The sequence below is a fragment of the Azonexus sp. genome (genome assembly GCF_030824335.1).
Lineage (GTDB): Bacteria > Pseudomonadota > Gammaproteobacteria > Burkholderiales > Rhodocyclaceae > Azonexus.
The window spans coordinates 1-12,407 of the sequence record NZ_JAVBXX010000022.1 but is presented as its reverse complement, the minus strand read 5'-3'; the positions used below and the strand labels follow the sequence as shown (position 1 = coordinate 12,407).

The 12,407-nt window shown below is 59.7% G+C and carries 11 protein-coding genes and 1 pseudogene; 5 read left to right on the top strand and 7 right to left on the bottom strand.

Annotated features, from left to right (window positions below; translation table 11 throughout):
• Positions 1-16: 16 nt before the first annotated feature.
• From RCI20_RS13630 to RCI20_RS13615, 4 genes are read right to left on the bottom strand one after another with little or no spacing between them, the layout of a single operon-like run.
• Positions 17-2,140 (bottom strand): methyl-accepting chemotaxis protein, encoded by a 2,124-nt coding sequence (locus tag RCI20_RS13630; RefSeq protein ID WP_306606416.1) that lies wholly within the window; start codon positions 2,138-2,140, stop codon positions 17-19.
• A 37-nt stretch (positions 2,141-2,177) separates the two neighbouring features.
• Positions 2,178-2,690: a chemotaxis protein CheW gene (locus RCI20_RS13625; RefSeq protein ID WP_306606415.1), complete on the bottom strand. Its 513-nt coding sequence runs from the start codon at positions 2,688-2,690 to the stop codon at positions 2,178-2,180.
• Between the two features lie 5 nt (positions 2,691-2,695).
• Entirely contained in the window at positions 2,696-3,061 is a 366-nt protein-coding gene (locus tag RCI20_RS13620) for a response regulator transcription factor (protein WP_306606414.1), read from the bottom strand.
• A gap of 14 nt (positions 3,062-3,075) precedes the next feature.
• The gene (locus RCI20_RS13615; protein WP_306606450.1) at positions 3,076-3,450 is read right to left on the bottom strand and encodes a PleD family two-component system response regulator; all 375 of its coding nucleotides are present in this window, start codon (positions 3,448-3,450) and stop codon (positions 3,076-3,078) included.
• Between the two features lie 227 nt (positions 3,451-3,677).
• Between RCI20_RS13615 and RCI20_RS13610 the strand changes: the two genes are divergently transcribed.
• From RCI20_RS13610 to RCI20_RS13590, 5 genes are all read left to right on the top strand, one after another.
• Positions 3,678-4,574 (top strand): hydroxymethylpyrimidine/phosphomethylpyrimidine kinase, encoded by an 897-nt coding sequence (locus RCI20_RS13610; RefSeq protein WP_306606413.1) that lies wholly within the window; start codon positions 3,678-3,680, stop codon positions 4,572-4,574.
• Positions 4,561-5,196 (top strand): thiamine phosphate synthase, encoded by a 636-nt coding sequence (gene thiE / locus RCI20_RS13605; RefSeq protein WP_306606411.1) that lies wholly within the window; start codon positions 4,561-4,563, stop codon positions 5,194-5,196. The genes RCI20_RS13610 and thiE overlap by 14 nt, the downstream gene beginning before the upstream one ends.
• Positions 5,193-6,479: a glutamate-1-semialdehyde 2,1-aminomutase gene (gene hemL, locus RCI20_RS13600; protein ID WP_306606409.1), complete on the top strand. Its 1,287-nt coding sequence runs from the start codon at positions 5,193-5,195 to the stop codon at positions 6,477-6,479. The genes thiE and hemL overlap by 4 nt, the downstream gene beginning before the upstream one ends.
• A gap of 8 nt (positions 6,480-6,487) precedes the next feature.
• A complete protein-coding gene (gene sugE, locus RCI20_RS13595; RefSeq protein ID WP_373691525.1) occupies positions 6,488-6,814 on the top strand; it encodes a quaternary ammonium compound efflux SMR transporter SugE in 327 nt (108 codons plus the stop codon).
• Between the two features lie 191 nt (positions 6,815-7,005).
• Positions 7,006-9,687, top strand: a complete 2,682-nt coding sequence (locus RCI20_RS13590) for a chemotaxis protein CheW (protein WP_306606407.1) — start codon at positions 7,006-7,008, stop codon at positions 9,685-9,687.
• Here the strand turns inward: RCI20_RS13590 and mgtE are convergent.
• From mgtE to RCI20_RS13575, 3 genes and pseudogenes are all read right to left on the bottom strand, one after another.
• Positions 9,650-11,092: a magnesium transporter gene (gene mgtE / locus RCI20_RS13585; RefSeq protein ID WP_306606406.1), complete on the bottom strand. Its 1,443-nt coding sequence runs from the start codon at positions 11,090-11,092 to the stop codon at positions 9,650-9,652. The genes RCI20_RS13590 and mgtE overlap by 38 nt on opposite strands.
• Before the next feature lie 131 nt (positions 11,093-11,223).
• A complete protein-coding gene (locus RCI20_RS13580; RefSeq protein ID WP_306606404.1) occupies positions 11,224-12,102 on the bottom strand; it encodes a FecR domain-containing protein in 879 nt (292 codons plus the stop codon).
• Positions 12,077-12,407, bottom strand: a pseudogene (locus RCI20_RS13575) (hypothetical protein); the annotation flags it as partial. The pseudogene RCI20_RS13575 and the gene RCI20_RS13580, both read right to left, overlap by 26 nt.

Sequence of the window (12,407 nt, the reverse complement as noted above, 5' to 3'; positions counted from 1 at the left end):
CTCTCGCGTTTATTGGTCAGTCGACCTTGAAGCCGGCGACCGAACCCTTGAGTTCCGACGCCAGTGCAGACAATTCATCCACCGCCTCGGCTGTGCGCTGCGTACCTGCCGTGGTTTGTTCCGTGACGCGCAGAATATCCTGCATCAGGTCGGCAACGTGGGTTGCCGAATTGGCCTGGTTCTGCGTTGAGCTGGAAATGCTCTGGATCAGGTCAGCAAGGTTACGCGACACCTGACCAATTTCGGACAGGGCCTGGCCTGCCGCATCGGACAGCTTCGCTCCCTCGACCACACCCTGGGTCGATTGTTCCATGGCTGATACAGCATCCTGTGTATCGGTCTGAATGGTCTTTACAATCGCGGCAATCTGCTTGGTTGCTTCGCCCGAACGTTCCGCCAGTCGCTGCACTTCTTCCGCAACCACGGTAAAGCCGCGCCCTGCATCGCCGGCTGACGCGGCCTGAATGGCAGCGTTCAGTGCCAGCACGTTGGTCTGTTCGGTAATGTCGGAAATCAGTTCAACGATTTCACCGATCTCCTGCGAGCTTTCGCCAAGGCGTTTGATCCGCTTCGAGGTTTCCTGAATCTGGTTGCGGATTTCGTTCATGCCCTTGATCGAGTCCTGTACGGCCAGCGTACCCTTTTCGGCTGCCATCAGGGACTGGTTTGCCACCTGGGCAGACTGTGTGGCATTACCCGAGACTTCGTTCATCGAGCGCGCCATGGCCAGTGCCGACTGGCCGGCTTCCTGAATTTCGCTGGATTGCCGTTCGGCAGCCGCAAGCAGCTCGGCCGAGGTCTGGCGAGCGATTTCGGTTGCTGTTGTCACCCGGTTTGCCGCATCGTTGATCCGGCCAACCAGAACCCGGAGTTCTTCAATTGTGTAGTTGATCGAGTCGGCAATGGCGCCGGTAATGTTTTCGCTAACGGTCGCGGTAACAGTCAAGTCGCCATCAGCCAAATCACCCAGTTCGTTCATCAGGCGCAGAATGGCGTCCTGGTTCTCGCGATTGACCTGTTCAGAGCCAAGGCGCTGTTGTTCCACTTCATGGGTTCGCCGTTTCGCATCATCGACATAGACGCGAACCAGCATGGCCAGAGAGCCCAGTGCCAACGCGATCAAGACAAGCAGGGAAAGGATGAAAAAGCCTCTTCCGCTCAAACTTTCCTGATAGCCAAGAGCCAATGCCTCGGTGGCTTTGAGAAGTTCTTCGCTGTCCCGGAAAATGCGTGAACCGGCTTGCTTGGAGAGAACCAGTGGCTGCATATTGCCGAGAATGCCTGAAATGGCGGCCTCGTATTCCTTGAAGGCGGCCTCCAGTGCTTCGGTCTTTATTCGAGCTTCCGCATCGCCGCCGCCCTTGCCCAAGCCTTGCATCAATTCGCGGAAGTTGTTGGTGTCCTTGCCGAGCAGGAAAGCGACTTCCGGGTTGATTTCCGAACCGACCAACAAGGCAGATGCGTTCTTGGAAATACGCTGCGTCAACATGACGAGCTGATTGGCCGAGGCAATCTCGCGTGCTGACGAGCCGCCTTGCAGTTTGAGCGCAGCAACCTGTTCGGTCAGTTCCAGCATCACCGAATTGTTGTCATCGATAGTTGCGACGTTCTTGCCAAGGTCAATCAGGTTTTTTTCCTGTGAAATGACGGTTTCCGCATCCTTGGCCGTTTGTGTCCAGCGCTCGGCAAGTGCGTTGAGTTGGGGTTGTACCGATCCAGGGGATGCCGGGACGCTGATCTTGCCCAGTTCGCCGCCCTGACTCAGGCGCTCCATCAATTGGGCAAAGCTTGTGCGGGATTCCCTGAGTTGGGCAAATGCGTTCTGATTGCCCTGCAAGGCCAGCGAAGAAGCTTTTGCCAGGCGCTGGGAAAGCATGCGCATTTCGCCTGCCGCTGCGACATAGGCGGTCCCGTGTGCCGAGTCCTGATTGTCCTGGAAAACAAGAATACCAATGACCAACAAGGCAGCAACGAAGATGCCACCCAGCATTTTCATCTGTTGTGTTGCGTTCTTGCCCGAAAACGGATGCTTGATACCCGTTTTGATCGGCGTTGTTGGTGCGTCGCCTCCCGTGATGGTGAGCGGCGATACGTTTTTTCTGGATGCCCCGAATCTTGGGAGCTTGAAGCTAAATGCCATTTCCATCCTCCGCTTGGGCCCGCGCGGGCCCGTCTTTTTATATTCCGATGTTCATGAAACGCTGGTCAGCCAGCAGTTCCCTGACGGCGAGTTTGCGCCAGACACGTCCGTCGGCGTCGGTAAAACGCTGTCGGCCCCAGGCATGAAACGTGTTGTCGGCCGTTGTTTCATTGAAGTGTTCAGGTTTTTTCAGGCCCAGCATGCGTGATACCAGCAAGGCGGCGTTTGAGCCGTAACGGGCACCAATCAGCAATAGTCTGGCGTTGGCATTGCGTGGTGTCGGCTGACTGCCGAGGAAGGCGGAAAAATCGGTCACGGCGTGAAGATTGCCACGCACATTGGCGATCCCGGAAAACCACGGATAAGTCAGCGGTACGTTGGCCAGTTGTGGTGCCTGGACGATTTCTCCACCATCCGACAGGTCAATGAGCCAGGCTTCACCGCTAACATCGATACCCAGCCAGGATGCTGCACCGTGCCCCAGCGCGGCATCGCTGAGGCGGCCGGCCAGGTAGGACTGAAAATCACGCAGACTGCTCTTGCGGGCCATGATGGTCAGGGCAGGGCGGCGATGCGCTGCAGCAGTTCTTGTGGATTCAGTGGTTTGACGAGGTAATCGACAGCGCCTTGGCGCAAGCCCCAGATCTTGTCGGTTTCCTGGCCCTTGGAAGTGCAGACGATGACCGGGATGTGCTTGGTTTCTTCATCCCGCGACAAGGTGCGCGTTGCCTGATAACCATTCAGGCCGGGCATGACGACATCCATCAGGATCAGGTCGGGTTTGGTGGCCTTGGCTTGGGCGATGCCATCTTCGCCGTTCTCGGCGGTGGCGACCAGGTAGCCAGCCTTGGTCAGTACGTCGACCGTAAAAAAACGTTCGGTCGGAGAATCGTCGACGACGAGAATATTTTTGACGGGCATTCTTGCTCCCTGAACTACTGGTTGATTTCCGTGGTGGCCGGCAGTGCGAATGCGGCAACCGTTTGCAACAGGCTATCTTTGGTGAACGGTTTGGTCAGATATTGATCTGACCCGACCATCCGGCCACGAGCCCTGTCGAACAAGCCATCCTTGGATGAAAGCATGATCACCGGCGTGGACTTGAAGCGGGCATTCTTCTTGATAAGCGCGCATGTCTGATAACCATCCAGTCGCGGCATCATGATGTCGCAAAAAACAATGGCAGGCTGATGGTCGGCAATTTTTGCCAGGGCATCGAAGCCATCTTCGGCCAGGACGACCTGACACCCGGCTTGCACGAGAAAAATCTCGGCGCTTCGCCGTATGGTGTTGCTGTCATCAATGACCATGACCCGTATGCCGCGCAGTCTGGATAAATCTGTCAAATCCAAGCCCCCTGAGTGTCTTTAGGCGCACATTCGATATTCATGCATCTTACTACGGAACCGCCATCAGACTGTAATCTGGAAACCCGAAATGCATTACCGGACAAATCGGCGGCCCTTTGCCGTAATCGGATAGAATCCTGCAATTCGGATTTTCCGCTTTTTGACGCATATTGTGCGCCCATTTTCTGATGCAGACAGCCTCGCCTTCACCTGCCAATCCCCCGCAGGTTCTCGTTTTCGCGGCCAGCGATCCGACTAGCGGCGCCGGTATTCAAGCCGATATCCTGACCTTGGCCAGCCTTGGCTGTCATCCGCTAACGGCCTTGACTGCCATCACGGTTCAGGACACCAGCGGGGTATTGAGTGTGCAAGCGCTTGCAGCTGACTTGCTGGAACAGCAGGCGCGCACCGTACTGGAAGACATGCCGGTGCTGGCCTTCAAGATTGGCGTACTGGCCAGTGTCGAGAATGTGCTGATGGTGGCCGAGATTCTTTCCGACTACCCGGAAATCCCGCTGGTGTTCGATCCCGTATTGGCTTCCGGACGCGGCGACGATCTGTCGGACGAGGAAATCATCGCCGCGATGCGCGAAATGCTGCTGCCGCAAACGACGATCATCACGCCCAATGCACCCGAGGCACGGCGTCTGGCCGAAAGCGACGAGGATGAAAGCGAGCCGTCGATCGATACCTGCGCCGAACGACTGATCGAAATGGGTGCGCAATACGTATTGATCACCGGCACGCACGAGAACACGCCGGAAGTCATCAACACGCTGTACGGGCCAAACGGCATCATTCGGCATGACCGTTGGGAACGCCTGCCCGGCAGCTATCATGGTTCCGGCTGTACGCTGGCTTCGGCCATTGCCGGCTGTCTGGCCGGCGGCGCCAGCGTCGAGGAAGCGGTACGCGATGCCCAGGATTACACTTGGCAGGCGCTGAAAAACGGTTTTCGCGGCGGCATGGGGCAGTTCATTCCCGACCGCATGTTCTGGGCCCGGGGCGAAGACAATGCGGATGCGGCCGGTGATATCCCGCCAGCCGAGGGGCAAGTCGAAGGACAGGACGATGGCGCAGCCTGAACTACGCGGTCTTTATGCGATAACGCCGGAGCGCAGTGAGCGAGCCTATCTGCTCAGCGACGTGGAAGCCGCGCTGGCCGGTGGTTGCCGCATCTTGCAATACCGCGACAAAAGCAGCAGCATGGTCGAACGGGTGGCCCGCGCCCATGCGCTGCGGACGCTGACTCGCCACTTTGATGCCAAGCTACTGATCAACGACGATTTGCTGCTGTGCCAGCTGGTTGATGCGGATGGCGTGCATCTCGGTCTGGAGGATGGCAACCTGCAACTCGCCCGCGCCCTGCTCGGGCCGCAGCGCATCATCGGCGCCTCCTGTTATGCCGATTTCGCACTGGCCGAAACGGCGGCCGCCGCAGGCGCAGATTACGTGGCCTTTGGCGCGGTCTATCCGTCGCCGACCAAGCCGGCCGCCGTACGGGCGCCGGTCGACCTGTTTTTTCAGGCAAAAAACCGGTTGACCGTAAAAAGCTGTGCCATCGGCGGCATCACGCTGGCTAACGCGACACCGCTGATCGCGGCCGGTGCCGATATGCTGGCCGTCATTACCGATTTATTCGCGGCGCCCGACATTGCAGTGCGCGCCGCCCAGTATCAACAACTTTTCCAGGAAGCCCAGTCATGACCTCTCGCAACCAGCAACTGTTCGAACGTGCCCAGCGCCATATTCCCGGTGGCGTCAATTCGCCGGTGCGCGCCTTTCGTTCGGTCGGCGGCACGCCGGTGTTTTTCCAGAAGGGGCTGGGCGCCAAGGTGCAGGATGCGGATGGCAAGTGGTACACCGATTACGTTGGTTCCTGGGGGCCGATGATCCTCGGTCACGCCCACCCGGACGTGATCGCCGCCGTGCAGGCCGCAGTGGTCGATGGCTTGTCGTTCGGTGCACCGACCGAAAAGGAAGTCGAAATCGCCGATCTGCTGTGCGAACTGGTGCCGTCGATGGACATGGTGCGCCTGGTGTCGTCCGGCACCGAAGCGACCATGAGCGCCATTCGTCTGGCGCGCGGCTATACCGGCCGCGACGTGCTGATCAAGTTCGAAGGTTGCTACCACGGCCATTCCGACAGCCTGCTGGTGAAGGCCGGCTCGGGCGCGCTGACTTTCGGCAACCCGTCGTCGAGCGGCGTGCCGGCCGATCTGGCACAGCACACGATGGTGCTGGCCTACAACGACCCGCAGCAACTGGCCGACGCCTTCGCGCAACATGGCGACAAGATCGCTGCCGTGATCGTTGAACCGGTGGTCGGCAACATGAACCTGATTGCGCCGACGCCGGCCTTTTTGCAGGCAATGCGCACGTTGACCGCAAAACATGGCGCAGTGCTGATTTTCGACGAAGTGATGACCGGTTTCCGGGTTGGTCTGAAGAGCGCGCAGGGGCTTTATGGCATCACGCCGGACCTGTCCACCTTCGGCAAGGTGGTCGGCGGCGGCATGCCGATGGGTGCCTTCGGTGGCAAGCGCGAGATCATGGAACAGATTGCCCCGGTCGGCCCGGTCTATCAGGCCGGCACCTTGTCCGGCAATCCGATTGCCACGGCGGCCGGTCTGGCCACGCTGAAACTGATTCAGGAAAAAGGCTTTTACGAGGCGTTGACCGCAAAAACCGAAGCCTTGTGCAGCGGTCTGGTGGCGGCCGCGAAAAAACACGGCATCGCCTTCGCCGCACAGAACGTCGGCGGCATGTTCGGTCTGTATTTCGCAGAAAAATGCCCCGGCACCTACGACGAAGTGCTGGCTTGCGACAAGGAAGCGTTCAACCGTTTCTTCCATGCCATGCTGAACGCCGGCCACTACTTCGCGCCGTCGGCTTTCGAGGCCGGTTTCGTCTCGGCCGCGCACAGCGATGCCGATATTGCTGGCACCATCGCCGCCGCTGACGCCTATTTTGCGACGCTGAAAAAATGAGTAGCGGGCTGGCCTGGATCATCCTGTTCGTCGCCGGCCTGTGCGAGATCGGCTGGGCTGTCGGGCTGAAATATACCGAGGGCTTTTCCCGCCTGTGGCCGAGCGTGTGGACGGTGCTGGCGATGATTGCCAGCGTCGCGCTGCTCGGCTGGTCGCTGAAGGTCTTGCCGCTGGGCACGGCCTACGCGGTGTGGACCGGCATCGGCGCGGTGGGCACGGCGCTGCTCGGCATGTACCTGTTCGGCGAATCGCGCGAAGTCGCGCGCTTGCTCAGTATCGGGCTGATTGTTGCCGGCATCGTCGGACTGAAGCTGCTGACACCCGACACCCACTGAATCACGCACCAAACCGGTGCAATGGATGCCGGACGGTGCAGGGCGCTGTCATAGTTCGCAGCAAAACCCCGGTTTGGTGCGTTTTTCCTGATCTTTCCGGCTGATTTTCGGCCGGCATCCTTTTTGCAAAAGCAGCCTATGGTTCCCCTGCCTGTCGCAGCGGAGTCCCTGAGTCCCACATAGGTTTCTTCATGCGCAAACGTTCCGAGTCCCGTCCTTCCCGTCCGTCCCGCCAAGCAGGCGATTTTTCCCGCTACATGTCCGGCCTGCACGCCGACCAGAAAAGCCTGACCGAAATCCAGGGGGCTTACGACAATCTGGCCTTGCTCGGACAGTTGCTGTCCGCCGGTACCGACATCAGCGCCATGCGCCAGGCTTTCAACGAGCTGGCCGATCAGTTGCTCGATCAACTGGCGCTTGAACACTACAAGAAAGCAGTGCGCCATCTCGATGCCGGTGCCCGGGTATCGATCGATGTGCTGACCCGCAACCTGTTTGAGCGGACGGCGGATATCGGCTTTCTGGCGACCGATAGCGAAATCTGCGCTTTTGCCGAACAGGCCACGCTGGCGCCGGCACAGGCAGCGGCCGGGCGCGCCGAACTGGAAGCCCGCTTCGCCGAATATGTACGCAAGTATTCGGTCTACCACGACATCATCCTGCTCGCCCCCGGCGGCGAAATCCTCGCCCGACTCGACGGACAGCAAGCGGCCTTGCGCACGCAGGACCCGCTGCTCGGCGAAGCACTCAGTTCGCCAGCGCCTTACCTGGAAATCTTCCGTCCTACTGACTTGTTGCCGGGCGATCCCACCCCGCTGATTTATGCCCATCGCGTCGAGTCGACCGCAGGCGAGCCGGTCGGCGTGCTGTGCCTGTGCTTCCGTTTCCAGGACGAATGCCAGCGCATTTTCGCCAACCTGCTGGCCGAGGACGACTGGACCGTCCTGACCTTGCTCGACGCCGACAATCGGGTCATCGCCAGCAGCGATCCCTATCAGTTGCCCATCGGCGCCCGCCTGGAAAGTGTGCACGATGACAACGGCCGGGTCATCCGTTTCGCCGGTCGCGAATACCTCGCCACGACGCGTGCCACGCAGGGCTATCAGGGTTATGCCGGTGCCGGCTGGGTGGGCCATGCGCTGGCGCCATTGACGCATGCCTTCGAGGAAAGCAGCGACGGCGAACTGGTCGAAGTGCCAGAGGATTTTCTCCATTGCGTGCTGGAAACGACGCATCTGTTCAGCCCTGTGCTGCGCGAAATGCCAGCCCGGGCGGCCAACATCCAGCATGAGCTGAACCGCGCGGTATGGAACGGCAACGTCTGGCTGGCCCGCGACCCTGCGGCATCGCACAGCGCGGCCTTTGCCAAGGTCCTGCTGCGCGAGATCGGCAGCACCGGCGTGCGCACGCGGAATATCTTTGCCGAGTCGACGACCAATCTGTACAAGACCGTGCTGTCGTCCGTGCTGTGCGATTGCGCCACGCAGGCCGCGCTGGCCATCGACATCATGGATCGCAATCTTTACGAGCGCGCCAACGATTGCCGCTGGTGGGCGCTCAACAGCGACTTCCATGAAGCGCTGGCCGAAGTGCTGGCCAACTCGCCGGGCAACGACAAGGTGCAGCGCCAGCGCCTGACCGATGCGCTGCGCCGGATCAATGGCCTGTACACGGTGTATAGCAACCTGATCCTGTTCGATCAAAGCGGCCGGGTGGTCGCCGTTTCAAATCCGGCCTACAACGACCTGCCGGGCAAGATACTGAATGCAGCCTGGGTCCGGCCGACGCTGGGACTGGCCGACAGCCAGTCTTACTGCGTCTCGGAGTTTGCCGATACGCCGCTTTACGACAACCAGCAGACCTACATTTTCAGCGCCGCCATCCGTTCGCCGCATGATGACGAACCGCTCGGCGGCATCGCCATCGTTTTCGATTCAACGCCACAATTCCGCGCCATGCTGGAAGATGCCCTGCCCCGGCAGGCCGACGGCAAGCCGGTCGCTGGCGCCTTCGCGGTATTTGCCGAGCGCAACGGTCGGGTGGTCGCCAGCACCAACCCGGAACTCAAGCCGGGCATGCCGCTGATGATCGGTTACGAGTTTTTCCACCTTGAGCCCGGCGCCAGCTGTAGCAACGTGATCATCCACGATGGCTGCTATTACGCGGTCGGTTCGGCGATGAGCGCCGGCTACCGGGAATACAGCCAGACGACTGACGGGCGGCGCAACGATGTGGTCGCGCTGGTCTTCTCGCCTCTCTCCGAGCGGATCGTCGACGCCGATTCCCTGCAGTCATTGCGTGATGTTGCGGTCGACCATTTCGCCACGCGACAAAGCAAACCGGAAAACGCTATCGATATCGCCAGTTTTTACCTGACCGGCCACTGGTACGGCATTCACTCCAGCCAGGTCGTCGAGGCGGTCGATGCGACACGCATCACGCCGATGCCGAGCATGGGCAGTTGCATCGTCGGTTGCCTGATGTACGACGATCAGGCGCTCAGTGTGTTCGACCTGTCGGCCATCCTTTGTCCGCAACGGGCGGCCATCGAGCGGCGGCGCTTGCCGCAGGGGGATGCCCGGAAGCAGATCGTCATCGTGAATGCGGCGAACCAGCAGACGCGTTTTGGCCTGCTGGTCGACCAATTGGGTGCTGTTTGCGATATTGCGACGCAACGGGCCGAAGCCCTGCCGGAGATGATGAACGAAGGCAATTCGATGATCGACAGCCTGATCAAACCTCTGCCGGACGATGCGGAGCGGCGCATCCTGATGGTGCTGTCGCCGGATCGTATCGTGCAGCGCCTGGGCGGCAGCAAGGAGCCGGCTCGCTGGCTTACATCAGGAACAGCGTTGCCAGCCCGAGAAAGATGAAGAAGCCCCCGGAGTCGGTCAGGGCGGTAATCAATACCGAGCCGCCCATCGCCGGGTCGCCGCCGAAGCGTTGGCGCAGCAAGGGAATGCCCACGCCGGCCGAGGCGGCGAGCAGCAGGTTCAATGTGGTTGCAGCGGTCATTACGATGCCGAGTTGATAACTGCCGTATAGCCACCAAGCGACAACGCCGAGTAAACCACCCCAGATTACGCCGTTGATGCTGGCCACCCCCAGCTCCTTGCGCAGCAGCCGGCGCATGGCATCCGGCTGGACTTGGCCCATGGCGATGGCGCGGACGATCATGGTAATGGTCTGGTTGCCGGAGTTGCCGCCGATGCCGGCAACAATCGGCATCAATGCGGCCAGCGCGACCAACTTTTCGATCGATCCTTCGAACGCGCCAATCACCCGCGATGCCAGGAATGCGGTGACCAGATTAACTGCCAGCCAAGCCCAGCGGTTTTTCACCGAGTCCCAGACCGACGCGAAGATGTCTTCCTCTTCCTTCAGACCGGCGTGGGCTAGCTGTTCCTGCTCGGCCTCTTCACGGATGTAGTCGACCACGTCGTTAACGGTAACCCGGCCAATGAGCTTGCCGTCCGCATCGACGACTGGTGCCGATACCAGGTCGTAACGCTCGAAGGCTTTTGCTGCGTCCTCGGCTTCGTCGTCCGGCTCTAGTTCAACGAAATCGGTCTGCATCAATGAGCCGACTTCGACGTCCACTTCATTGACCAGCAGGATATTAAGCGGTAGTACGCCTTTCAGGTGCTCATCGCGGTCGACGACGAATAACTGGTCGGTATGGTCGGGCAACTCTTCAAAACGACGCAGGTAGCGCAAGACGACTTCGAGCGTGATGTCCTCGCGCACGGTGACCATGTCGAAGTCCATGATCGAACCGACGGAGTCCTCGGAATAGGACATCGCAGCGCGTAAATGCTCGCGCTCTTCGACTGACAGACCGCGAAACACATCATCGATAACACCTTGCGGCAGATCGGGTGCAAGGTCGGCCAGTTCGTCGGCGTCCAGCGTTTCGGCGGCAGCGACCAGTTCGTTCGGCGCCATCGATTCGATAAGGCTTTCACGAACTGCATCCGAGACTTCAAGCAGGATGTCGCCATCGTATTCGGCCTTGACCAGATCCCAGACGATAAGGCGTTCGTCGGTCGGTAGCGCTTCCAGCACACAGGCGATGTCTGCCGGGTGCATGGGGGCCAGCAGATGTTGCAACTCATTGAGATGCTGGCGGTGGACAATCGATTCGACAATGTCGTGCCGCGGCCCTTCCTGACGATGCGCGAGATCTTCGACCAGCTTGTGGCGGGCGAGCAGGGTCTGCACCTCGACGAGGCGCTCCTGCAATTCTTCGCTATCGCTCAGCTGGGTTTCTTCGCTCATGGTGCAGTGCCGCAAAAGGGAGGCCATTTTAGCGTGAACCAACGCGACAAAGCCGGCGGGAGTTGATTACTCGCGCCGGCTTTGTCGGTCATCCAGGGACTTGGTTATCGGGAAACTAGTCCGTTGCCAAGCTAGCGAACTTCACAACTGACGGCACCACTCCCGCCTTGGCTGCCTGACTGATTGGAACCGGGCTGATTGATCGGGTTGTTGAACGCCGGCGGCGGGCTGAACTGCAAGCCAGGATTGTTCGGCAGGATAACCGGAGGTTGCCGGAAGCTCGGTGTAAATCCGAACTGTCCCGCCGAGAAGTTTTGTGAGCCTCCGGCATTGGTCAAGTGGATCAAACCATCGATCACATGTACATAAAGACCCGGCGCCATGGCGTTACCTGGCCTTGGGGGCGGCGGAGGGGCTTGGGCCAGGAGTGGCTGTACGTCGAACAGGCCACTACTCACATCGCTCAAGGTGTCTTCCGTGCCGAATGTCAGTGCAGCAAGCAGCGGCATGCCATAAGGCAGGTGTGCCACTTCGCGGGTGTTTTCATCGGGGATGTATTCTGCGATGAATTGTGTGCCCCGAATGCCGATGGTCGCTGTTGGCGTATTCAGCTTGTAAGCATCCTGGTTGCCGCGTTTGCCGACCAGCCCAGTTACCGTGCGCATGGCGCCCTTGAATAGCTTGAATACGGCATTGTCTCTGGCTGGCTCCTGTTGTTTGAAGGTAAATCCTTCTACCGTCAGGCGGCTTTCCGGACGTAGCGTCACCTCGCTGGCGTCGGCAAAGCGGATGCGCGCGTAAGTTTTTGCTTCCGTGATCAAGGTGTCACCCGCTTCAACCTCTGAACCAACGGACATGACACGTTTGACACCATCGCCTTTGATGGCAAACAGCGGGCCGGAAAGGTTGATCACCTGTCCGGCCGTTTGGGCGTGGGCCTGCCCGAGCAGGCAGGCCGCGGCCAGCAGCGCAAGGTGCAGCAACTTAATTGCAATAGGTTTTTTTGACATTTGCATTTGGTGTGCTTCCTTGTTGGGTGCCTGGATTCGATGCGGACGACGAATTGTTCTTTTCGTCATCATCGTCATCAGGGGTGCCGGATGGCGTGCCGCGCCCGGATGAGGGGTTGGACGGCGCGCCGCCGCCATTGTTCGATGACGCACCTCGGTTGCTGAGTAGTTCCTCCGGCTTCGCCGAGGGAAGTTGCGTAGTATTGACTACCGTTTGCTGCGTCTGCAGAACATCAGGTTGGCTGTTGATCGGGGTGTTTGGTTCCGGTGCCGGGGTGGGGATTGGCGTTGGTTCCGGTGCCGGG

Coding starts and splice junctions, on each gene's coding strand:
- RCI20_RS13630 (WP_306606416.1), bottom strand. CDS start 2,140: ATGGCATTTAGCTTCAAGCTCCCAAGATTCGGGGCATCCAGAAAAAAC.
- hemL (WP_306606409.1), top strand. CDS start 5,193: ATGACCTCTCGCAACCAGCAACTGTTCGAACGTGCCCAGCGCCATATT.
- thiE (WP_306606411.1), top strand. CDS start 4,561: ATGGCGCAGCCTGAACTACGCGGTCTTTATGCGATAACGCCGGAGCGC.
- RCI20_RS13620 (WP_306606414.1), bottom strand. CDS start 3,061: ATGCCCGTCAAAAATATTCTCGTCGTCGACGATTCTCCGACCGAACGT.
- RCI20_RS13610 (WP_306606413.1), top strand. CDS start 3,678: ATGCAGACAGCCTCGCCTTCACCTGCCAATCCCCCGCAGGTTCTCGTT.
- RCI20_RS13580 (WP_306606404.1), bottom strand. CDS start 12,102: ATGTCAAAAAAACCTATTGCAATTAAGTTGCTGCACCTTGCGCTGCTG.
- RCI20_RS13625 (WP_306606415.1), bottom strand. CDS start 2,690: ATGGCCCGCAAGAGCAGTCTGCGTGATTTTCAGTCCTACCTGGCCGGC.
- mgtE (WP_306606406.1), bottom strand. CDS start 11,092: ATGAGCGAAGAAACCCAGCTGAGCGATAGCGAAGAATTGCAGGAGCGC.
- RCI20_RS13590 (WP_306606407.1), top strand. CDS start 7,006: ATGCGCAAACGTTCCGAGTCCCGTCCTTCCCGTCCGTCCCGCCAAGCA.
- RCI20_RS13615 (WP_306606450.1), bottom strand. CDS start 3,450: ATGGTCATTGATGACAGCAACACCATACGGCGAAGCGCCGAGATTTTT.